This is a genomic window from Porphyromonas sp. oral taxon 278 str. W7784 (genome assembly GCF_000467855.2).
Lineage (GTDB): Bacteria > Bacteroidota > Bacteroidia > Bacteroidales > Porphyromonadaceae > Porphyromonas.
This window is the reverse complement of the sequence record NZ_KI259241.1, coordinates 100318-124379: the sequence shown is the minus strand read 5'-3', so window position 1 is coordinate 124379 and position 24062 is coordinate 100318. Positions and strand designations below refer to the sequence as shown.

Genomic DNA, 24062 nt, shown 5'->3' with positions numbered 1-24062 from the left:
TTCGACGACCTACCGTAGGTCGTTTTTTAGGGGTATAAGTAGAGGTGTAGAAAGGGGGATATTCGCTCCGTAGAAACCCCTCCGTTTTCCCCGCCTCGGTTCAAGGGGCCTGTGTACCCGCTTTTTACCCTCGGGAGGAGGGGGCTCTCAGGGGGGCTTCGCTTGGGATTCTCGAGAATCCTTTGTACACTTGCATAGAAGAAGCTAAGGGATCTCCTCTTAGCTCATTACTCCACTTCACCGAACGTATGGATACAGCTATTCGCTTGCGACACTTAGTCCTCCTTCTCTCTGTCTTCTCCTTCGGCATGCTGAGGGTGGAGGCACAGGCTCAGACCTCGAGCACGATCCTCGGGAGCATGATCCAGGCAGCCAAGACCATGAAGACCGACACCATCGCTAAGGCGGTCATCGAGCCCTGCCTCTACCGAGTGTACTACAGCATCGAGTATCATCCCCTAGCCAAGACGCCCAGCCCCTCGCATGAGTGGATACAGCTCCTGCAGGTCGGAGAGACCACGCAGCGCTACCTAGACTATGGGAGCTGGCAGGCGGACTCGATCCTAGACCATGGGGTGAAGGCAGGTCTGCGCCCCGAGGACTTCATCCCTGCCTACTACTCGGCTGGCAAGAGGTCGCTCTCGGGGAATCATCTACTCTTTCGGCAGACGGAGGGGAAGGTGGAAGGCTTCGATCGTATCGTGCTGGATTACTTTACCTACGAGGAGCCTATCCCTCACCAGCAGTGGGAGCTCGTCCCTGGGGATAGTGTCATCGCAGGCTACGTGTGCCACCGAGCTCAGACGCACTACCGTGGGCGTGACTACACAGCTTGGTACACGGAGGAGATCCCCCTGAGCTACGGGCCGTACAAGTTCAGAGGTCTACCTGGACTCATCGCCTGTATATATGACCGAGATCGGGACTATGTCTTCACCTTACAGGGCTTCGAGCGAGCTCCAGCGGGAGAGATGATCTATCGGAAGGAAAAGGAGTACTTCAAGACGACGAGGGAGCGCCTACAGGAGGCGAACCGTCGGTATATGGCTAACCCCGGAGGCTACTCCTCCCCACAGATCGCCGTCCAGGGGAAGAAACCCGTGCGTCCTCCGAAGCCCTACAACCCGATCGAACTAGAGTAGCACCTCCCACCCATCCGCCCCGTACCGCTCTCCCCCGCATGAGAAAGCCCGTCCGTCCTGCCCGACAGCTCTGGTGGCTCCTGCCCCTCCTCTTCCTCCTTCCCCTAGGGTCGGTGGCGTGGGGGCAGACCGAGGGACGTCGTGTGACAGCCCGTATCGTGAGCGCCGAGACGGGTAAGCCCATCGGCGATGTCCTATGCTCCGTCTGGGACGGCGAAGGACGGCGCACGGCCTTCACGCAGAGCGACGCTCGGGGAGAAGCTCGCTTCAGCCTCTCGCCCCGAGACGTACGCCTCACCTTCGCCCTGCTGGGCTATACGAAGCAGGAGCTACGTATCACCGAACTCCCAGGAGACACCTGCACCATCCGCCTCCAGCCCTCGACGACACCCATACGGGAGGTGCGTATCAAGGCCCGCCCGATCAACGTACGGGGCGATACCCTCCTCTACCGTGTCAAGGCCTTTGCTGGCAAGCAGGATCGCTACCTCGAGGATGTGATCAAGAGGCTCCCCGGTATCGAGGTCAAGGAGAACGGGCGTATAGAGTATCAGGGCAAGGCGATCAATAAGTTCTACATCGAGGGACAAGACCCTCTGGGGAGCAACTATACTCAGGCCTCACGCAACATCCCTGTGGAGGCCGTCGACCAGGTAGAGGTCATCGAGCACAATCAGCACAAGCGTATCCTACAGGGACTCGTCGTGAGTGATCAGGCTGCACTCAATATCCGCCTGAGCAAGGGCTCCCGCTTCAGACCCTTCGGAGAACTCATGGCGGGGGCAGGTGTGTGCCCGCCCCTCTGGGAGGGGAAGAGCTTCCTGATGCAGGCGGGACGCACCAATCAACTCATCACGACCCTCAAGGGGAATACTACCGGGGTGGACCTCTCGGGGGACTTCGTCCAGCAGATGGATGCTTCGAGTTCGCTCCCACAGGTCGCCCTGCCCTCTACCGTGCTGGAGACCTCTGCGCCTAAGAGCCCTCCGCTCGATATCCATCGCTATCTCGATGATCGAGGCGTCAACTGGGGCTTCAACGACCTACAGAAGCTCACCCCCTACAGCGACCTTCGGCTCAATGTCTCTGGCTACCATGATCGCCGACGTCTTCACTCGGGGAGCGAGCACCATTACCTCGGTACCACGCCCCTAGACCTCTATGAGACCTCCCAGCTCACCCAGAGGCCGAACTACTACAATGCCTCCCTTCGCTACGAACTCAATGCTCCCAAGCGCTACCTCCTCGGTGAACTGACCTTCGGCGGTAGACGCTCCGATGAGCAGGAGGGGCTGAGCTCCAATAGCCGTCGCTACGCCCTACAGCTCCGCCAAGAGCCCCTCTGGCTACAGGCTTCGCTCCAGACGACCCTGAGCCTCGGCGGGACACTACTGGACTTCGTCTCCTCGACCCGTGGCTACACCGCTGGGGAGACCCTCCGCGGGGAATGGACGGAGGGCACGAAACCTCGCCAGCCGCTTTATGAGGGGAGGCGCCTCACCCAGCTCCATTCGACGCATCGGGCTTCGACGACCTTTCACCTCGGGCGCTCTACATCCCTCAGCACGGGGCTCAGCGCTACGGCAGACCTGAGGAGCTACGACGCTCCCCAAGTCAGCCTATCAAGCACCTCGACCTATCGTGACCTAGCCCTTGGGCTGGATGCTACCTTCACCTACCGCACCGGAGGACTCTACCTCTCGGCGGGCGCACCCATGACCCTAGAGCGGGAGGCACTGCACGTCGGGGCTGTCCATGACGAGGCGACCCGCCTGACGGTATCACCCTTCATCAGCCTGAGGAAGGGTATAGGCCAGCGGGGAGAGCTGTGGCTACGTGGGAGCTATGCACAGCGCCCCGACCTCGACAGCTACTACAGCCCGAGCCCGATACGTAGGGGCTATCGGCTCTACTACCAGAGTCTCGAGCGACTCTACACTCAGGAGCGTCTCTCGGGCTCGCTACGGCTCTCCTACCGAGATCCCTTGGAGCTCTTCTTCGCTTACCTACAGCTGAGCTACCTCCAGACGACCCGTGGCTACTATCGGGACTATACCTTTAGTGCGGATCGGGCGGAGAGTATCCCCATCGACAGCACCCACCACAGGCGCACCTTCTCCGTAGCAGGGGCGGTCGACGGGACGAGATCGTCCCTCGGTCTCAGCCTGCATGCTGAGCTCAAGTACAGCCATACCAGCTACCTCAGCGCACAGGCACGGCGCACCTATCCCATCCAGAGCGACCTCGTCCAGCCGAGCCTCACGATGACGTGCAATAGGTTCGCACCGCTGGAGCTGGCCTACACCTTCGAGCTAAGCAGTATGTGGCTACATCACCCTCTGAGGAGACTTGACCCTGTCCTTTCCCTGCGAGAGAGCGTGGAGGCTGCCCTGCCCCTAGGTGGAGCTTGGCTCCTCAGTATGCAGGTCGTCCACTCGATGAATGAGACCAGCCCACGGTACTACAAGCATAGTTTCTTCGGCGATCTAGATGCCCGATGGACCGTGAGTAAGCGGCTCAAGCTCTCGGCACGGATAGCGAACCTCTGGGGACAGACAGCCTACCGAGTGACCCATCTCTCCGCTACGGAGGTGTCGAGCTTCACCGTGCCTCTTCGTCCCCGAGAGCTAGTCGTCACGGCCTCTTTCCGTATCTAGCTCCGAGCTCTTCCTAGAGTACACTTCTCTCCATCCCCACGGTGGGGGAGGAAGGAAAAAGACAGACGCCGTCGTCTCCGAACGAGGAGACGACGGCGTCCGTCTTATCTAAGAGTAGATGGGTTTACTCTCGTGTGGGCTGAGCTTCTTAGAGCTTGAAGGTAACACCGAGGTTCAGGTTGTAGAAGCCGTAGCCGAGTTCAGCGAAGGCACCGATCTTCTCCGTGAAGAAGTAGCGGCCACCGAGGAAGAGAGTCCAGTTGATGCCGCTGGTAGCAACAGATGCACCTGCATAGTCTAAGTTAGAGGATACCGATGCGATATCGTAAGAGACCATCAGACCAGCGTAGGTGTCGAGCTTGGGGGCAAACTGATAGTGGAAAGCACCACGACCACCGAGGGCGATGTAAGAGAATGAGCTCTTATAGGTGCCATAGGTCTGGCTGCCTCCAGTGTAACCTGCGAAGCCCCCGATAGAGATCGACCCGTTGTTGCCGTTGATCAGGTTGTCTACGATACCGTAGTCAAGGCTTACAGAGAGGGGGGGGATAGAGAGGCCTGAGTAGTAAGAGCCGATACCGACACCTGCGTTGATAGCAGTGGTACCCTTCTGGAATACTTCCTGAGCGTTAGCGATGCTGGCGCTACCTACGATAGCGAGTACAGCAAGGAATACTTTCTTGAGCATGTGAAAAATAATGATATGAGGTGAGATAAATGAGTGTAAGGAGTCAAAGTCCCCCACTCAGTTGCTAACAAAGGTAAAACTTTTCGGTAAGGAGCACAACTAAGTCTTGCTGAGCCCTCCCACCGAAGCTCACGGAGGCGCTATGCCTTGGCGTGGGGGAGGAACTTCCTCAGGAGTAGGTAGCCGACCACCCCAGAGCCGATCGTCCCTGCGAAGATACCGAGCTTAGCTTCGTTAAGGAGCTGTGCGAGCTCGGGGCTATCATAGGATAGGTTGGCTATGAAGAGGGAGACGGTGAAGCCGATACCGCCCAGAGCAGCGAGACTGACTAGGCGGATGAGGTTCATCCCTTCGGGCCAAGGGCAGAGCTTGACACGGATGGCCAGCCAGGTGAAGAGGCTGATGCCGACGGTCTTCCCTGCGAAGAGGCCGAGGAAGATAGCTAGGGGCAGGCCGAGGAGCATGTCTGCTGAGACGCCCCCGAGAGATACGCCAGCATTGACGAAGGCGAAGAGGGGGAGGATGAAGTAATTCACTAGCGGAGCCAGAGCGTGCTCTAGGGTCTGTACGGGGCTGATGGCCTTACCTGCGGTGGAGCGGATCTCGGTGATTCGCTCCAGCTGCTCATGGGAGAGGATGAGCGCACGATCGGCTTCACGAGCGTCGGTAGAGAGGTGGCTCGTCTCGTCGTGGAGCTTCTGTGCGAGTTCGCGGATATGGACCTTCGTCCCTGCAGGGATACAGAGAGCGACCAGGACACCTGCGATCGTGGGGTGGATACCCGACTGGAGGAAGAGCGCCCAGACGGCTATAGCGAGGATGATGTAGGGCTCGAGGGTATGGATGCGCATACGACCCAGCAGGAGGACGACGCCCACCAGTGCTAGACCGATACCCAGTGGCAGGAGGGCGACCTCGGAGCTGTAGAAGAGGGCGATGACGATGATCCCGCCGATGTCATCGGCTACAGCGAGGGTAGCGAGGAAGACACGGAGGCTCTTCGGTACTCGGTCGCCTAGTGAAGCTAGGACGGCCAGTGCAAAGGCGATGTCGGTAGCCATAGGGATAGCAGCGCCGATGCTCTCGGGGTGCTCGGGAGAGACAGTCAGGAAGAAGAGCACGGGGAAGATCATACCCCCCAGAGCGGCGATCACGGGTAGGAGTGCCTTCTTCGGTGAGGCTAGTTCGCCTACCAGCAGTTCCTGCTTGATCTCCAGACCCACTAGGAAGAAGAAGATAGCCATCAGGGCATCATTCACCACCTGACTGATGGTCATGGTGTGGCCGAGGTGGCGGAAGAGTTCGATGCCTCCGACGATGACTTGCACGGGGTACTGTAGGAAGTGCTCGTAGCTCTCCCTCCAGGGGGAGTTGGCGATGCACACGGCGACGATCGTCGCCAGGAAGAGGAGTACCGTGGGGTTGGGGCGCAGGGCGGTGAGGCGCTGCAGTAGAGAAGTCTTTCGCGGAGGGTTAGTGCTCATTGCTAAGTGATGGGGCGTGATATTGGTCGGCTTGGTGCCATGGTGCGTCCTCGCTGTCGCATGCAGAGGCGAGGGGTATCTACGAGTAGATCTCCCTATCCTCCATCTTGGTACAAAGTTAGTGATAATTGTGTGAAAACGTCAGAGGATGGGCGATTCTCTGGGGGAAGTGACCATCGTCGGGGAGGTGGAATTACCCTCCGAAAAAGTGGGGATTCAGAGACCCGCTTGTGGAGCGGGTTTGGAAGGGGTCGTTAGGACCCTACCGTGGGTCGCCCCAGGTAGGTTTTGATGACGACCTACCGTAGGTCCCTTTTTGGGGGGACGAAGGAGGGGCCGGAGAAGGGGTGTGGAGTAGGGGGCCTTCCCTCCCCAGCTTCCCTCAAAGAGGGGCAGTGGAACCTAAACAAAAGGCAAAATGTTAAATAATCGTTATTATCTATCCCAGAATGACTATCTTTGCTACATCCGATAGGTTGCTAGAATTGGTAGCAGGACAAGGTCTTAGCGGTCAGTCACCGCTTGCATCTTCCCCGAGAAGAGTAGATCCGATATGCTCGGCGTAGGTCGTGGTGTGTGTAGCGAGTATGCAGCCCAGGCTAGTACGAGAGCTGGTAGTCTATGGGTCGAACTTAATCCATTGAGGTCGAATGAGAATTATTACAACACTATTAGTGGGGGGCTGTATCCTAGGGTCAACGCTCTCCGCCCAGGCCACTTCTCCCAGCCTGGTCACATCATCGGGAGGTAATACGACACAGCAGAGCGAGCCTCGATCGACGATCCATGTCTACAGTGGCACGGTCTACGATGAGAATGGGGATCCGATGCCCCTGGTGACGGTGCAGGTCCTCGGTCAGACGGGAGGCTTCATCACCGATGGGAAGGGACACTTTGAGTTCCGCTCCAAGAACCCCAGTGAGCGTGTACGCATCACCTTCATCGGCTATAAGTCCAAGGCACTCACCCTGCAGGGGGGCAAGCCTCTACGTATCGACCTCGAGCCCGATAGTCAGTCGATCGAGTCGGTAGTCGTCACGGGCTTCACAAAGAAGGATAAGAAGAGCTACACTGGGTCACAGACGACGATCAAGTCCGAACAGCTCCTATCTGTCGGGACTAAGAATCTCCTACAGGGGCTTGAAGCCTTCGTACCCGGTCTGCAGGTCGTCCACCAGAATGACCTGGGCTCTGACCCTAATGCTCGCCCTGACCTCAACCTGCGTGGTCGTGCGACCTTCTCCGGTGCAGCTAACCTCCCACTCTTCGTCGTCGACGGAGCGATCGTAGATGTCGACTACATCTATGACATGGATATGAATACCATCGAGAGTGTCACGGTGCTCAAGGACGCCTCTGCCTCGGCTCTCTACGGAGCTAAAGCTGCTGCTGGGGTCATCGTCATCACGACGAAGCCCATCAACGAAGGGGCGATCCGAGTGAACTATAGCGGTACGCTCCGCCTCTCGATGCCTGATCTGACGGACTACCACCTCCTGACGCCTCAGCAGAAGCTGCAGTACGAGGATTTGGCTGGTCTGTACAATGCTTATACCCCTGGTCAGACGAGCTCCTTCGACCTGCAGCACTTCAACGATCTTCGCCGTGACCGTGTCGTACGCATGATCCAGAGCGGTACGAATACCGACTGGCTCGCTAAGCCTCTGCGCACCGGTGTCTCGCACTCCCATACGGTCAGCGCCGACGGGGGGGACAAGTATGTACGCTACGGACTCTCGCTCCGCTACGGCAATGAGACGGGCGTCATGATGCAGTCGGCTCGTGAGCGTCTCTCGGGGACCTTCAAGCTCTCCTACAACAAGCAGGGGAAGTTCTTCGCCTCCAATACGCTGACGGTGAACCGCTCTACTTCGCAGGATCCTAGCTACGGGTCGTTCTCTAACTTCTCCAAGCAGAATCCCTACCAGTCGCCCTACGGCCCCGATGGGGAGCTCCTACCTCGTCTGGAGCACAACCTCGACAATCCGCTCTACGAAGCATCGCTCGGTAGCTTCAATCGTGCCGGGAGTATGGACTTCCTCAATACGACGACGGCGCAGTATTGGATCAATCGTAACCTCCGTGTCGATGGGGACTTCTCCTTCACCACGCGCAATAACTATACCCGTAGCTTCAAGTCACCGCTCTCCTACACCTTCCGCAACGAGAGCGACCTGACGAAGAAGGGTTCGATGACCGAGAACCTCGGTCGTGGCTTGAGCTTCCTAGGTAAGCTGATGGTCTCGTACAACCGTACCTTCTTCGAGAAGCTCTACGTCACGTCGATGGCCGGATCGAGCCTCGAATCCACCACGGCAGACAATAGTAGCTACACGAGCCTTGGCTTCTATTCCGATGTCCTTGGACACCCCAATTTCGCCCTAGGCTACGGTGGTAGCGCTCGCCCCTCCGGTACAGAGTCTCTAGCTACGGCAGCAGGCTTCTTCTTCAACGGGAACGCTATCTACGACAACCGCTACTCGGTGGACGTCGTCTACCGCTACGAAGGGTCATCGAAGTTCGGTAAGAACCAGCGCTTCGCCCCCTTCTGGTCGCTCGGTACGGCTTGGAACATCCACAATGAGAAGTTCTTCGAAGGGAATAAGAACATCCAGCTCCTCAAGCTCCGTGCGAGCATCGGGTACCTGGGGAACATCTCCTTCGACCCCTATCAGGCCCTCACGACCTATACCTATAATAATAGGATCAACTACATCGTCGGCGCAGGCTCCGTACCCATGGCTATCGGTAACCCCGAGCTGAAGTGGGAGCGTACGCTGAGCAAGAACATCGGGCTTGACCTCACGCTCTTCAAGAACCGCTGGGACCTCACCGTCGACGCCTACCAGAAGACTACGGACAACCTCCTACTCGACGTCTCCCTAGCTCCCTCGATCGGTGCCGTCACCGCACGACAGAACGTCGGGGAGGTGGAGAACAACGGGATCGAGTTCCAGACCCGTGTCGTCCCCATCCAGACCAAGGATCTGCAGTGGTCACTCTCACTGAACTACTCCTACAATCGTAATAAGGTCAAGAAGGTAAGTAACGCCCTCAAGGCCCTCAACGAGAAGAACCTCAGTGTCGACTCCCTCAACCGTGGTACGACGCCCCTTCCTCTCTACGAAGAGGGCGAATCCCTCACGGCTTTGAAGGTCGTCCCCTCAGCAGGTATCGATCCCGCTACAGGTAAGGAGATCTACATCAAGCGTGATGGCTCCTATACCTTCACCTACGACCCTAATGACCGTCGTGTCTTCGGTGATACCTCGCCTTGGGCCTATGGCTCGCTGACCTCGTACCTGATGTACAAGGGCTTCTCGCTCAATGCCAACTTCGGCTACTCCCTCGGTGCTACGGTCTACAATGCTACGCTGGCCTCTCGTGTAGAGGGGACGAAGCGTGAGCAGAACGCCGACCAGCGTGTCCTCGAGGATCGCTGGAAGCAACCTGGCGACATCGCCCGCTACCGCAATATCGCTTCTACGGATAGCCCCTATCAGACGAGTCGCTTTGTCCAGAAGGAGTACTATCTGACGCTACGTAGTCTCTCCTTCGCTTACGAGACGGAGGCTCCTTGGGTCAAGAAGCTCCACATGCGTCGTGCACGTATCGAGCTCCTGACCAATGACCTCTTCTACCTCTCCACGGTCAAGCGTGAGCGTGGTCTGGATTATCCCTTTGCTCGTAGCGTAGAGATGTCTCTGCGTCTCTCCTTCTAATCCCTAACCAAGAAGTGTGTTTATGAAGAAGACAGCTTTATATATAGCCCTCGGAGCACTGAGCCTAGCAGGCCTGCCCTCGTGCAATAAGTTCCTCGACGTACAGCCCAAGGGGACGCTCCTGCAGGAGATACAGTTCTCTACGCTCCAGGGGTACTATGATGCCTTCTATGGCGTTTACGGGACGATGGCCTCGTCCGACCTGTACGGTCAGCGCCTGACCAATGGCTTCGTCGACGAGCTTGCCCAGATGTTCGGCTCGACTTCGGCTACCTCGACTTCGTCCAAGACCCGTGCGTATAACTATACGGATGTCTCTGTGCAGGCCGAGATCTACAGCCTGTGGTTCGGTCAGTACAGGGTCATCTCCTATGTCAATAATATCCTGGCGAACCTCGAGTCTCCCTCGATAAGCAGTGCACACCTCTCCCAGCTCAAGGGTGAGGCACTTGGCCTGCGTGCCTTCCTGCACTTTGACCTCGTGCGTCTCTTCGCCGAAGACTATGTGCGTGGCAAGGACTCCCGTGGGATCCCGTACTCGTATGAGTACAACCTCAAGAACCGCCGTGTCTATACCGTCGCCGGTACCTATGAGAACATCCTCAAGGACCTCGACGAAGCAGAGCGCCTGCTTGCCCCCATCGATGAGACCGTGAGTCTCGGGGTGACCCAGACGGCGGACTTCTGGTCAGGGCGTGCTGTACACTTCAATAAGTATGCAGTCTACGCTACCAAGGCTCGTGTCTATCAGGCTATGGGCAATTGGTCCAAGGCCGCTGAGTACGCTAAGAAGGTCACCGACCACACGGCGGACTTCAACCTAGCGAACCGTAACTCCTTCGAGAGCGTACGTCGCTTCCCTGCTTCGGGTGAGATGATCTTCGGGCTCTACGCTCCTAGCTTCCTCGATCAGGTAGCTGCTCGCTTCCTCAAGAATACAGGTGCGGGCTCTGACGACCTCAATGAAGCCCACCGCAAGTCCGTGCTCGACCAGCTCTACGCCGTCACAGGGAGCGCTACGGGTGCTATCGACAATCGTCAGGCCGCCTACTACCGTGATGCCGGTACCTACCAGCAGTTCGTACGCTTTGTAGCTAGCTCCGAAGAGGCGACCTCTGCTGCTACTTCTCTGAGGGGGCTGACTCTGATCCGCCTGCCCGAGATGTACTACATCCAGGCTGAGGCCCTCTACTCGACCGATCCTACGGTAGCACTAGCGGCCCTGAACAAGGTGCGTGAGAGCCGTGGTCTGAATGCCCTCACCACGAGCGACCTGCCTACGCAGGTGGACTTCAAGGCCGAGCTTGTGAAGGAGTACATGCGTGAGCTACCAGGGGAAGGCCAGATCTTCTCTGCGTTCAAGCATTTCAATAGCTCCTTCCTTGACCTTCTTGGGGAGCGTACCATCGAGCCCAGCTCTAGCATCTTTGTCCTGCCCTGGCCTCAGGATGAGCTCACCTACGGTAACCAGTAAAAGCCAACGACAATGAACAGAAGATATGCTCTAGCCCTGCTTGCCCTCGGCTCTCTTGGCCTCTTGGGGTCTTGCTCCAAGTCTGAGCTCTACGACGGAGAGTACAGCAAGGATGGCTTCTACAATGAGTCACGTGTCGCCTACTTCTCCAAGGAAGGGGCAGACACCATCACAGTGCAGAACCTCGCCCTCCTAGAGGACGTCAATGGGAAGATCCCCTATACCTTCGAGGTGGACCTACTTGGTCGACTCTCCTCTTCACCGCTCTCCTACAAGGTGCTGGTCGATGAGTCCCGCTCTACGGCTAAGGCTGGTGAGCAGTTCGATGCCTTGGCATCCAGCTATACGATCCCTGCTGACTCCATCCGGGGGCGCTTCACGATCCAGCTCAATCGCTCGAAGATCTCCACCGTCCAGCAGGAGAACGGTAAGTACATCATCATCCGTGATGGTGTACGCACGCTCCTAGATGCTCTCTCGGAGATGCAGCCTGGCGACGAGCCCCTACTCAAGTACGATACCCTCACGCTACACCTAGGCTCTACACCTGACCTGCGTACGGCACTCAACAAGCGCAATACGATAGTCCTCTGTGTGACGAACCAGCTCCAGATCCCCTTCTGGTGGGGCTACCTCCAGGATGTCTACCTCGGGAAGTATAGTGAGGGGAAGTACCGTATGCTCATCAATGCCTACGGTCTCCCTAAGAATGGGGAAGACCCCGTGCAGGAGGCGCTTTATAAGTCTGATGCTAACATTCAGTATCCCCTCCTGCTCCGCCTCGAGAAGTATATGGATGAGCATGGTGAGAAAAAGCCTAAAAAGCTGGTGGAGCTCCTATCTCAGTATCGCTAACCTCACAGAGTACGAATGAAGATGAATAAGATCTATAAGTCACTGGGCCTTCTCCTGGCCCTCTCACTCTTCTCCTCCTGCTACAAGGACCACTCGGTCAATGGCGATCACCCTCTGGCTGTCGTCAAGGTAACAGAGCCCATCGCCTCGGTGCAGACGGCTACCTTCGGTGAGGTCACCGTGATCAAGTCGCCCGCATATACCATCACGACGGGCGCATCTGTGACGCCCTCCTATGAGTGGATCGTCGATGGCGTGGTCGTCTCTACGGAGAAGGATCTCTCCTATAGCCCTACGAGCTATGGTAAGCATGATGCTCGTCTACGTATGTACACGCCTGACGGCTCGTACTTCTTCCGCTTCACGATCGACGTCCCCTTCCGCTACGTGGATGGACTCTACGTCCTAGCGGGGCACGAAGGCAAGACGATCCTCTCTTACCTCCCTGGGGGGGCGAAGACGGAGGACTTCGACCTCGATGCCTTCGGCAGAAGTAATCCCACGATCGATATGACGGGGGATCCTCAGTCCTTCCTCATCTATCGTTATGTACCCGGAGCAGGAGCCTCACGTGGCTTCCTCGGGATCTCTCTCGGTACGCCTACACGCTACTACCGCCTGTCGGCAGACTCCCTGAAGGTGCTCACGCCTCGTATCTCCTTCACTAATCCGGTAGAGGTCAGCCATGCGAGTGGCAACCAGGCTACCGTCAAGGAGTACTTCATCTCCGGGCATAACCTCTGGGAGATGGAGCGCTCGGTGACTGTCCCCTCCAAGCGACAGGACTTTAATATCTCTCGTGTCGCTCCTAACTACTCTCTAGCTAATGCGCTGGTGAACTGGCGAGCGCTCACCGGGAAACGTATCAGTGAAGGGATTGCCTTCTTTGACAATGCAGGAAGCAACCTGCTGTACATGTCCCTCGGCTCAAGAGTCATGGTCAAGAAGGTCCGTACCCTTACGGCAAGCTCCTTCCCTGGAGGAGCTCCCGAGGAGACCAATCCCTTCGAAGGGATGACACTCATCGATATGAAGAGTGGAGGGGAAGGCAACTTCACCTACAACTACACGCTCCTGCTACTCAAGCGCAATTCCGACAGCAAGTACTTCGTCGCTCGCCTGCGTGCTGGGGACTTCGCTGGCACGACTACGCTCGACGGGGCAGCGGTCTCCTTGGTGGAGTTCACCGAAGGTACTCCTACTCACTTGCAACCTACGCTAGCTGGTACGGCTGCACTGGTGGCGACGGCAGACAAGGTGTACTTCTACAACATGGCCAATACGACTGCGACGGATCATCGAGCGTGGATCTCCCTCCCCTCAGGGCAGACGATCGCTTCGATGGCACTGACCACAGACAATCGTCTCTTCATCGGGGCGAATGGCACGGGATCAGGGTTCGTTGGCTCGATCTACAGCTACGATGTCACGGGGATCACTCCTCAGCTCATCAAGGCAGAGACGGGTGTCACGGGCAAGATCAAGCAGATCATCTACCGTCAATTCAGTCGCTAATATACCGCCTCCCTCCCGCTGATCCTCCCGGGGAGGGAGGCCTGCTCCTCCGTCGCCCCAGTAGCCTATCCCATAGAGGAAGGGGCTACGGGGCTTCGGTGTGCTATCCCCCTCAAGCTAGAGGGCTCGGGTAGTGAAGGAGCTATCGGAGGGGTAGAAGGAGCCGTGTGTCGGAGACTTGCCTCAGGGTATCTACTCCTCGGTATCGCCTCCTTTTCGCTCCCCCACAGAACAAAGTAATCACACTATAATCCTCATCCATGCACAAGAGTTGTATCCGATGCCTGCTCGTGGCTACCGCCATCGCAGCAGGATCACTGGGCCTCGCTGCGGCCCCCTCAGCTCTCTCCTCTCGTGCCTTCGGTGACGACACCAAGGACAAGAAAGAGAAGAAAGAAGACAAGTACACGAAGTTCTTCAAGGACAAGAAAGTCGAGACAGCTCGAGGGAAGTTCGTTACCCTCCACAAGATCGACGGTAGCGTCTACCTAGAGCTACCTACGAAGTACCTCGGCAAGGAGCTGATGATGGGCGCTAAGGTCACCTCTACTACCGACCCCGACTACCTAGCTGTCGGCTCGATGAACTCTGCTCCGATTGTCTTCCGCTTCGAGAAGCAGGACAGCGTCATCGTCATGAAGGCTCCCAACTCGATCGTCTACCGCCGTGATGCTTCGCCTGAGCTACAGAAGGCCCTCGAGCTCAACTATCGTGACCAGTCGGTAGAGTCCTTCACACCAGAGGTCTACAAGGCGGATAGCTCCACGGTCGTCCTCAAGATCAACTCGCTGGTGACGGAGTCGAGTCCCTTCTTCGAGATCATCCCTTCACAGCAGGGTCCCTTCAAGATCACCTCTACACGCAATACGAACCTGACCTTCGTCCGAGGGCTGAAGTCCTTCGACTCCAACGCTAGTGTACGTGTCGAGATGAACTTCTCGGTCAATGCTTCGCTCATGGGGGTGCTCACCGTAGCTAAGGATATGCCTCTCACGGCAGAGGTGACCTATACGATCCTCCCCGTGGAGGCTTCTACGGCTATTCCTCGCTTCGCTGATGCCCGTGTCGGCTATCAGACGACGCGCAAGGTCTCCTTCCCCGACTACCTCGACCAGAGCGAGCCTGTATATCTAGCGCACCGCTGGCAGCTCGTCCCCAAGGACAAGAAGGCTTATGCCAAGGGTCAGCTCTCTGAGCCTGAGAAGAAGATCGTCTTCTACCTCGATAGCGCTTTCCCTGCAAGCTGGCACCGCCCGATACGTGAAGGTGTCCTCCGCTGGAACAAGGCCTTCGAAGCTGCTGGCTTCCGTAACGCCATCGAGGTACGCGACTTCCCTAAGGGGGATAAGCAGTTTGACCCAGACAACCTCGAGTACTCCTGCATCCGCTACATCCCCAATAGTCAGGAGACGGTAGCCTCCTCGTGCTGGACGGATCCTCACACGGGTGAGATCTTCAGCGGGAACCTCACTATATATAATAATGTAGAGGCACTTCTGCACAAGCAGCGCTTCCTCGCCACGGCTGCCGTAGATCCTGCTGTCCGCTCGTCTCGCCTACCACAAGCCCTCTTCGATGAGTCGCTCGCTCAGCTCGTCTCGCAGGAGATGGGTAAGGTGCTTGGCCTCCTGCCGAACTATGCCGCTTCTGCTGCCTACACTACGGATCAGCTCCGCTCGGCGAAGTTCACCAAGGAGTCGGGCCTTGCTCCCTCGATCCTCGATGGTGCTCCCTACAATTACCTAGCTCAGCCCTCGGACAAGGGTGTCCGCCTCATCAACGACCAGCTGGGAGCCTATGACCTCTTCGCTATAGACTGGGGTTACCGCTACTTCGATCTCAAGGGAGATCCTGCACTGGAGGCTAAGGAGCTACTCTCCCGTGTCGACAAGCGAGTACGCGAGCCCTATCTCCGCTATGCCCCTGAGCAGCGCTATGCTGTCGACCCTACTGTCCGTACCGAAGACCTAGGGAATGACCCCATCAAGACGGCTGAGCTCACGATGAAGAATCTAGCGCTCATCCAGTCGCATCTCTCTAAGTGGATCACCAACGATCCCGATAGTCGTAAGAAGAAGAGCCTCTATCTAGGAGTCGTCCAGGGCTACTACCTCCAGCTCAAGAATGTCATGAGCCTCGTCGGAGGTGTCGTGTGTCAGGAGAGCCGACTCTCTACGGGTCTGCCCCGCTATCAGGTAGTGCCTAAGGCGAAGCAGCGTGAGGCCTTCCAGTGGCTCCTCCGCCAGGCGAAGGACTTCCAGCAGTACGCTGACCGCAGCCTCGAGCGCAAGGGCTTCCTAGACATCAGCTACTACGACCAGCTCCTCGAGTTCATCGTCAAGGATATCTTCGACCTACGTGCCCGCATCATCATCGCTTCGCAGGTCGACTCCAAGAGCTATAGCCTCGGCGAATACTTCGACGACCTCTATCAGGCGGTCTTTGCCTCGACGATCGCAGGCAAGAGCCCTACGCACATGGAGCGCCTTCTGCAGATCGCCTTCATCGACAAGTCCGTAGCAGCGACGGTCAATCCCCGCAATGCAACCCCTGGTATGCCCTATGGCTTCACGAGTACTCCCACCCTCGTCGATGGTAAGCTCGTCAGCCTAGATGCGACGACCGACTACAGCGAGGCCCTCAAGAGTGGCCGTACCAGCTACGGCGGTGGCAACCCCTCGGCAAGCATCTACCCCATGGCTAATGTCCCTGCTCTCGACACCTCGGAGCAGTATATGTACGCAGCCCTACTGAAGGTGCGCCCTCTGCTCGAGCAGCGTGCTACCTCTACTACTGACCGTGTGCTCAAGGCGCACTACCAGACTCTGGCCTTCAAGGTCCAGAAGCTCCTTGACGCTAAGAAATAGACCCCCATCCGAAGATGATCAATAGAAAGATAGCACTCCTACTGGCCGCGGCTAGCCTGACCCTAGCGCCCGCCACGGCTCACGCAGGTATCTTCGACTTCCTCAAGCGCAAGAAGAAGCCTGCGACGGAGAAGGCACCCGAGAAGAGTGCCTACGAGAAGATCCTCACCGACAAGGCCATTGTCTCGGCTAAGGGTGACTTCCTCACCCTGCACAAGACGGACAATAAGCTCTACATCGAGCTGCCCGTGAAGACCATCGGCAAGGAGGTCCTCGTAGCCCTCACCCTCTCCTCTATCTCCAACCCCCAGCTAGGTATGGTCGGCTTCAAGAATTCCAACCCCGTGCACATGCGCTTTGCCCAGCGTGATAGCGCCATCGTGCTCGAGGCGGTGAACTCCGATCCCTACCTCATGGGCCAGCTGGAGAAGGAGCTTCGTCCGACGTTCGCTCCCAGCTACACGGACCTGCCTCTGTACAAGTTCCCCATCAAGGCTTGGAATAAGGATAAGTCCGCCGTAGTCTTTGATGCCACTTCGCTCTTCACTCAGGATCAGAAGTACTTCCCCCTCATCGGCAAGAGCATGGGCTCCTATCAGGTCCAGTCCTCTCTCCAGCGTGACCTCAGCTATGTGCGTGAGATCAAGGCCTTCGAGGACAACGTATCGATCAAGATCGACCGGAGCTACCGCATCACCCTCACTTCCTCGCGTGGTGGTGCCAGCCCACTGAAGGATTATCCAGTGACTCTTGGGGCTACCTTCACCATCCTTCGCCTGCCTGAGGAGCCGATGACGCCCCGTCTGTCGGATACCCGTATCGGGGTCTTCCACATCTCGAAGAATGCTTATGACCCCGAGACAAAACAGATCGAGACGGTGCGCTTCGCTAAGCGCTGGCGCCTCGAGCCCTCCGATGTCGCTGCCTACAAGGCTGGCCAGCTCGTTCGCCCCAAGAAGCCCATTGTCTTCTACGTCGAGAATAGCTTCCCTCCTGTCTGGAAGGCGGCGATGAAGGAAGGGACGCTTCGCTGGAACAAGGCCTTCGAAGCTATTGGCTTCAAGGACGCTATCGAGGTGCGGGACTTCCCTACGGACGATCCTACCTTCGATCCCGACAACCTGAAGTACAACTGTATCCGCTACGTGCCCATCGCTACCGAGAACGCTATGGGCCCCAGCTGGGCAGACCCTCGCACCGGCGAGATCATCAATGCTTCGGTGCTCGTCTGGAGCGATGTCTCGAAGCTCAACAACAACTGGCGCTTCATCCAGACAGCGCAGGTCGATCCTCTGGTGCGTGCGATGAAGCTCCCCGACAGCCTCATGTCTAAGTCGCTGAAGTATGTGATAGCGCATGAGATCGGGCACACCCTTGGCTTCATGCACAACATGGCGTCTTCGGCAGCCTACACCATCGACTCCCTCCGCTCTCCCTCCTTCACTGCCGTGCACGGGACGACACCGTCGATCATGGACTATGCCCGCTTCAACTACGTCGCCCAGCCCGAGGATCGTGGTGTGAGTCTCGACCCGCCCTCCGTCGGTACCTACGATAAGTATGCTATCGACTGGACGTACCGCTACTTCCCCGACAGCAAGGGCGATCCGATCGTGGAGGCTCGCTATCTCAATGACTTGATCGAGAAGCATGCCACCGACCCCGAGTACCGCTACGGGCTACAGCAGATGGGTGACCGTCGCTACGACCCCTCGTCCATCGAGGAGGATCTGTCCGATGATCCTGTCGCTGCGAGCACGCTTGGGCTGAAGAACCTCAAGTACATCCTGGGGCATCTGGCTGAGTGGTTCCCCCGAGACGAAGAAGCGGAGCATCGGGAGACGCTCTACGATGGCATCTCCAATCAGGCCCTGCGCTACGTCTCCAATGTCTTCCTGAATGTCCCAGGCATCTACCTCTATCAGACCAGTGAAGCCTCCGGGCTTCCCCGCTACAAGGTAGTACCTAAGGCAGCACAGAAGGCCTCGGCGATGTGGCTCCTCGATCAGGCGCTCTCCATCGATAGCCTCCGCAGTGAGGCGCTGGAGCACACGATGAGCGATATGGCAGGCTCTTCGCCCTATGTCGTCCTCGGTGCTATGACGCGTGCGATGGCCATCCGCAATATCAACAACCTCAATCTCAGCTACTATCTCGACTCCACGTCGTACTCGCCGCTGGAGTATGCTGACGATGTCTACGCCCGTGTCTTCGCTAAGACCGAGGCGGGGCGCGAAGACCTGACGCATGCAGAGAAGCAGCTACAGGAGTACTTCGTCCGCTACATCACCTCCTACACCGAGGATCTTGTGAATAAGACCACGGGGCGATCGGGGCTCACGATTGCTGAACTGACGGGCTTCGCCAAGGCGGAAGAACCAGCTCGCACCGAGGGCATGACGGATGAAGACTTCATCGCCCTACTGCCCAAGCTTCGTGGCGAGCACTTCTGTTCGCTTGATCACGCCCATTCGGCCGAGCCCCTCTCGAAGCTGGATGCGGTGGGCTTCCTCAACTTCGGTAATAGTTACGGCGAGCCTGCTGACCTCTTCACCTCAGCGATCAACAATACGGGCGACCTCTACTTGCCCCTCCAGTATCGTGCCGAGGCTCTCCTGAAGAAGGCCCTCTCGGCTACCAAGAGCGAAGCCTTGCGCCTGCACTACCAGACGCTCCTTCGCAAGCTGGAGAAGATCACCAAGTAAGCTCTGAGCCTTCTCCCTCCTGCTACGTCCTCCCCTTATCGCTCTCGAGCGGATGAGGGGAGGACGTGTTTTGTAGACTATGCTAACTTTGCTCCTATGAAACGCCTCCTTCTCTCCCTCCTGGTGTGCCTCATCGTCGCCTGCTCAGCTCTGGCACAGCGCACGCCTGACACCATCTACCTCAAGAATGGGTCGATCCTCTACGGTCAGATCATCGAGGAGCTAGCTGGTGGGCAGGTCAAGATCCGTCTCAGCGACGGCTCCCTGCTCATCTGTCCCTACGCCGACCTAGAGCGGGTCGAATACTCCTCGCACCGAGCCTACCTCTACGAAGAGCCCCGTGTGCCTCGTGCCGACTGGCACTTTGATGCGGGTTACCTCTTCGGTGCTTCCGGTCGCCAGCATGCTGGGCTCTTCGCCAGCTACGGAGCCCGCTTCAATCGAAGTCTCTTCCTCGGCATCGGCTCGGGCTTCATCTATGGCATGGTCGAGACGTTAGATATGGTGATCCCTGTCTATGGGCACCTCCGAGCTTACCTCCCCGTCCGTGGCCCGATCAAGCCGTTTGTAGACCTGCGTCCGGGCTATAGCTTCGCTCCGATGCACGGCATCTCTGGTTTCTACGGCACGGCGCTGGTAGGGTTAGATATCTGGCGCTTCACCTGTGGTGCTGGTATCGGCACGGTGTGCAATGCCTTCGACAAGCTTTCTTTGCCTGACCGAACGGTCACTCCCTTCAGGGCGACGGGACTCACCCTGCATATCGGCATGACCCTCTAGCGAAGGCCCGAAGCGAGCCCGCCCTCCGCCTTCCCCTTTCCCCGAGTGACGCCCTCCGTCGCTCGGGGAAGTTGTTTTTGTCCCATCCCTCTTCTCTTTCCTCTGCCTTGCCTTCCCCTTCTCCATGTGTCACTTGCTCTCTTCGAGGTAAGGGCCTTCTGTGACGGGAATAGTTGTTCAATGGGTGTAGAAAAGAGCCCTCGCAGATTTTGGCCAATAGAAGGTGCTGGCGAGGCTTCGGAGGCGCTACTGCTACCTCTTGGGAAGCGCTACTAGTGCTTCTTGGGTGGCGCTAGTAGTGCCTCTGGGGAAGTAAAAGTCTTCGCTGAGTTTGGGGATAAATGGGGACTTGCTACAGGTGCTCCTTGGGCTTCGATCAAGGCGTAAGGTCTTGGGCGAAGGAGGGGGTAGGGGAGGAGCCTTCTCCAAAACCCCAGAGAAGGAAGGGTGGGATTAAAATAGACGCATCCTATTGTATATTCGTGAATTATGTGTACCTTTGTGCACTTCGTGGAGTATACCTATAGTATGCTCTGTGGCTACTAATCAGTAGATAAGTTATTCAAACATAAGTAGAAACGAAATGCCAACTATTCAACAATTGGTTAGAAAGGGACGTGAGTCACTCGTCGAGAAGGGTAAGAGCCCTGCTCTGGACTCCTGCCCCCAACGCCGAGGTGTCTGTGTGCGTGTGTACACGACGACTCCTAAGAAGCCAAACTCTGCGATGCGTAAGGTCGCTCGTGTCCGCCTGACGAATGGTAAGGAAGTCAATGCCTACATCCCAGGTGAGGGTCACAACCTTCAAGAGCACAGCATCGTGCTGGTACGTGGTGGTCGTGTGAAGGACCTGCCAGGGGTTCGTTACCACATCGTACGTGGATCACTCGATACAGCTGGTGTCAACGGTCGTCTACAGCGCCGCTCTAAGTATGGTGCTAAGCGTCCTAAGCCCGGTCAGGCTGCTCCAGCTAAGGGTAAGAAGTAATACCCTAGCGGCGTAAACGCTAACCCTTCGGAGAGACGAGGAGTCTCGCCGACCCAAGAGCCTCGATAGCTCTGGTCTCGAGAGAGGCTGAGACGTGAGGCAAGCTAAGAATCAATAGAACCAAGTTTCTTGAGTTCGTTGGATAGGCTAGCAAGGTTGAGTAAATGCTCCAGCGGGAGCGTTGAAGAAGATCCAAGCACAACCAATCGACAGAAACGCAATTACATTAAGCAATGAGAAAAGCTAAACCCAAAAAGAGACAGGTACTACCTGATCCCGTATTTGGTGACGTAAAGGTGACGAAGTTCGTTAATCACCTGATGTACGACGGTAAGAAGAATATCGCCTTCGATATCTTCTACACCGCGCTTGAGATCGTAGGCAAGAAGATCCAGCAGGAAGATAAGACTGCTCTTGAGATCTGGAAGGCTGCGCTCGACAACATCACTCCCCAGGTAGAAGTCAAGAGCCGCCGTATCGGTGGTGCTACCTTCCAGGTGCCAACGGAAATCCGCGCCGAGCGTAAGGAATCTATCTCCATGAAGAACCTCATCCTCTTTGCTCGCAAGCGTGGTGGTAAGACCATGGCAGACAAGCTTGCAGCAGAGATTGTGGATGCATTCAATAGCCAAGGTGCTGCCTTCAAGCGCAAGGAAGATATGCACCGTATGGCAGAAGCCAACCGTGCGTTTGCTCACTTCAGATTCTAATTCTAAGACAAGCAAAAGACAATGGCTGACCATAAACACCTCGAACTAACAAGAAATATCGGCATCATGGCTCACATCGATGCCGGTAAGACAACTACGTCTGAACGTATCCTCTTCTACACCGGTCTTACGCACAAGATCGGTGAAGTACATGATGGGGGTGCTACGATGGACTGGATGGAGCAGGAGCAGGAGCGTGGTATCACGATCACCTCTGCTGCTACGACGACTTTCTGGAACTACGCTGGTACGAAGTACAAGATCAACCTCATTGACACCCCAGGACACGTTGACTTCACGGTCGAAGTAGAGCGTTCGCTCCGTATCCTTGATGGTGCTGTGGCTACCTTCTGCGCTGTCGGTGGCGTACAGCCTCAGAGTGAGACGGTATGGCGTCAGGCGGATAAGTACCGCGTACCTCGCGTGTGCTACGTCAACAAGATGGACCGCTCCGGTGCTAACTTCTTCGAAGTAGTACGCCAGGTCAAGGCTGTCCTTGGTGCTACCCCTTGCCCCATCCAGATCCCTGTAGGGCAGGAAGAAACCTTCCGCGGTGTCGTCGACCTCGTCACGATGAAGGCTCTTGTATGGGATGATGAGACGATGGGTGCTCACTACGACATCATCGACATCCCCGCCGAACTGCAGGCTGAAGCCGAAGAATGGCGCGATAAGATGCTCGAAACGCTCGCTGACTGCGACGACGTCCTCATGGAGAAGTACTTCGAAGATCCTTCGACGATCACCGAAGATGAGATCCGCGCTGCTATCCGCAAGGGTACGCTTGCGATGAAGATCAGCCCCATGCTCTGTGGCTCTTCCTTCAAGAACAAGGGCGTACAGACCCTCCTCGATGCTGTCGCAGCTTACCTGCCCAGCCCAATGGATACTCCTGAGGTCATCGGTACGGACCCCAACGACCCCGAAAAGGAAATCGTTCGTAAGGTAGACCCCAGCTCGCCTCTGACGGCTCTGGCGTTCAAGATCGCTACCGACCCCTACGTAGGTCGTCTCTGCTTCTTCCGCGTCTACGCTGGTGAGCTGCAGGCTGGCTCTTATGTCTACAACTCGCGCTCCGAGAAGAAGGAACGTATCTCTCGTCTCTTCCAGATGCACTCCAACAAGCAGAACCCCATGGAAGTCATCGGTTGCGGTGACATCGGTGCTGGTGTAGGCTTCAAGGATATCCGTACGGGTGACACGCTCTGCGCAGAAGATGCTCCTATCATCCTCGAGTCTATCGACTTCCCCGAACCCGTTATCGGTATCGCTGTCGAGCCTAAGACGCAGAAGGATATGGACAAGATGGGTGTCGGTCTTGCTAAGCTTGCTGAAGAAGACCCAACCTTCCGTGTTCAGACCAACGAAGAAACAGGCCAGACCGTCATCAGCGGTATGGGTGAGCTCCACCTCGAGATCATCATCGACCGTCTGAAGCGCGAATTCAAGGTCGAAGCTAACCAGGGTAAGCCTCAGGTTTCTTACAAGGAAGCTATCACCAAGCCCGTCGAACTCCGTGAAGTCTACAAGAAGCAGACTGGGGGTCGTGGTAAGTTCGCTGATATCATCGTACGTGTAGAACCTGCTGACGAAGGCTTCGAAGGCGATCTACAGTTCGTCGATGAAGTCAAGGGTGGTAACGTGCCTAAGGAATTCATCCCCTCTGTACAGAAGGGCTTCCAGAAGGCTATGACCAACGGTGTCCTCGCTGGTTATGCACTCGACAAGCTGAAGGTTACGCTTCTCGACGGTTCGTTCCACCCCGTGGACTCTGACCAGCTCTCCTTCGAGATCTGTGCTATTCAGGCCTTCAAGAATGCTTCTGCTCAGGCAGGTCCTGTCCTCCTCGAGCCTATCATGAGGCTCGAAGTCGATACGCCTGAAGAAAACATGGGTGATGTGATCGGTGACCTCAACAAGCGTCGCGGTCAGGTAGAAGGTATGGACAGCACTCCTTCGGGTGCGCGCCTTGTCAAGGCTAAGGTGCCCCTGGCAGAGATGTTCGGTTACGTGACGAGCCTCCGTACGATCACTTCTGGTCGTGCTACCTCATCGATGACCTTCTCTCACTACGAAGCAGTATCCTCTTCGATCGCTCGTCAGGTCCTTGAGGAAGTAGGTGGTCGTGTAGATCTGATCAAGTAAATAGTATTACAACTAGAGATATGAGCCAAAAGATTAGAATTAAGTTGAAGTCGTACGATCATACGCTGCTCGATAAGTCGGCAGAGAAGATCGTCAAGACCGTCAAGGCCTCTGGTGCTGTGGTTAGTGGTCCAATTCCCCTGCCTACGCACAAGCGTATCTTCACGGTGAACCGCTCGACCTTCGTCAACAAGAAGAGCCGCGAGCAGTTCGAGCTTAGCTCCTACAAGCGACTCATCGATATCTACAACTCTACGGCTGAGACCATCGATGCGCTTATGAAGCTCGAGCTCCCCAGCGGTGTAGAAGTAGAAATCAAGGTGTGATCAA

General features: G+C 56.8%; 15 protein-coding genes. 13 read left to right on the top strand and 2 right to left on the bottom strand.

The features are described from left to right. Window positions 1-248 precede the first annotated feature (248 nt). Both HMPREF1556_RS05720 and HMPREF1556_RS05715 read left to right on the top strand, forming a co-directional pair. Window positions 249-1142 (top strand): GLPGLI family protein, encoded by an 894-nt coding sequence (locus tag HMPREF1556_RS05720; protein ID WP_021667396.1) that lies wholly within the window; start codon window positions 249-251, stop codon window positions 1140-1142. A gap of 38 nt (window positions 1143-1180) precedes the next feature. Then, a complete protein-coding gene (locus tag HMPREF1556_RS05715; protein WP_021667395.1) occupies window positions 1181-3799 on the top strand; it encodes a carboxypeptidase regulatory-like domain-containing protein in 2619 nt (872 codons plus the stop codon). 148 nt (window positions 3800-3947) lie between these two features. Here HMPREF1556_RS05715 and HMPREF1556_RS05710 read toward each other — a convergent pair whose 3' ends face one another. Both HMPREF1556_RS05710 and nhaA read right to left on the bottom strand, forming a co-directional pair. Next, on the bottom strand, window positions 3948-4487 hold the full coding sequence (locus HMPREF1556_RS05710) for a hypothetical protein (RefSeq protein WP_021667394.1): 540 nt from the start codon (window positions 4485-4487) through the stop codon (window positions 3948-3950). A gap of 140 nt (window positions 4488-4627) precedes the next feature. Further along, on the bottom strand, window positions 4628-5971 hold the full coding sequence (nhaA, locus tag HMPREF1556_RS05705; protein WP_021667393.1) for a Na+/H+ antiporter NhaA: 1344 nt from the start codon (window positions 5969-5971) through the stop codon (window positions 4628-4630). 650 nt (window positions 5972-6621) lie between these two features. On the opposite strand from nhaA, the gene HMPREF1556_RS05700 reads away from it, so the two are divergent. The 11 genes from HMPREF1556_RS05700 (at window position 6622) to rpsJ (ending at window position 24058) form a co-directional block, all read left to right on the top strand. After that, complete coding sequence (locus HMPREF1556_RS05700) at window positions 6622-9693, top strand: SusC/RagA family TonB-linked outer membrane protein (RefSeq protein WP_044125295.1); 3072 nt, start codon at window positions 6622-6624, stop codon at window positions 9691-9693. Between the two features lie 22 nt (window positions 9694-9715). Continuing rightward, window positions 9716-11167 (top strand): RagB/SusD family nutrient uptake outer membrane protein, encoded by a 1452-nt coding sequence (locus HMPREF1556_RS05695; protein WP_021667391.1) that lies wholly within the window; start codon window positions 9716-9718, stop codon window positions 11165-11167. A 12-nt stretch (window positions 11168-11179) separates the two neighbouring features. Next, complete coding sequence (locus HMPREF1556_RS05690) at window positions 11180-12022, top strand: DUF4843 domain-containing protein (RefSeq protein ID WP_021667390.1); 843 nt, start codon at window positions 11180-11182, stop codon at window positions 12020-12022. 21 nt (window positions 12023-12043) lie between these two features. Further along, window positions 12044-13537 carry a hypothetical protein gene (locus tag HMPREF1556_RS05685; protein WP_157047520.1) on the top strand — a complete coding sequence of 498 codons (1494 nt, stop codon included), beginning with the start codon at window positions 12044-12046 and terminating at the stop codon, window positions 13535-13537. A gap of 260 nt (window positions 13538-13797) precedes the next feature. Then, a complete protein-coding gene (locus tag HMPREF1556_RS05680) occupies window positions 13798-16404 on the top strand; it encodes a zinc-dependent metalloprotease (RefSeq protein WP_021667388.1) in 2607 nt (868 codons plus the stop codon). Window positions 16405-16418: 14 nt separating this feature from the next. Further along, window positions 16419-19109: a zinc-dependent metalloprotease gene (locus HMPREF1556_RS05675; protein WP_021667387.1), complete on the top strand. Its 2691-nt coding sequence runs from the start codon at window positions 16419-16421 to the stop codon at window positions 19107-19109. 96 nt (window positions 19110-19205) lie between these two features. After that, a complete protein-coding gene (locus HMPREF1556_RS05670) occupies window positions 19206-19889 on the top strand; it encodes a hypothetical protein (RefSeq protein WP_021667386.1) in 684 nt (227 codons plus the stop codon). A gap of 583 nt (window positions 19890-20472) precedes the next feature. After that, window positions 20473-20877: a 30S ribosomal protein S12 gene (gene rpsL / locus HMPREF1556_RS05665; RefSeq protein WP_044125294.1), complete on the top strand. Its 405-nt coding sequence runs from the start codon at window positions 20473-20475 to the stop codon at window positions 20875-20877. Between the two features lie 233 nt (window positions 20878-21110). After that, entirely contained in the window at window positions 21111-21587 is a 477-nt protein-coding gene (gene rpsG / locus HMPREF1556_RS05660; RefSeq protein ID WP_021667383.1) for a 30S ribosomal protein S7, read from the top strand. 21 nt (window positions 21588-21608) lie between these two features. Then, entirely contained in the window at window positions 21609-23732 is a 2124-nt protein-coding gene (gene fusA, locus HMPREF1556_RS05655; RefSeq protein ID WP_021667382.1) for an elongation factor G, read from the top strand. A gap of 20 nt (window positions 23733-23752) precedes the next feature. Further along, a complete protein-coding gene (rpsJ, locus tag HMPREF1556_RS05650) occupies window positions 23753-24058 on the top strand; it encodes a 30S ribosomal protein S10 (protein ID WP_005468099.1) in 306 nt (101 codons plus the stop codon). Window positions 24059-24062 lie beyond the last annotated feature (4 nt).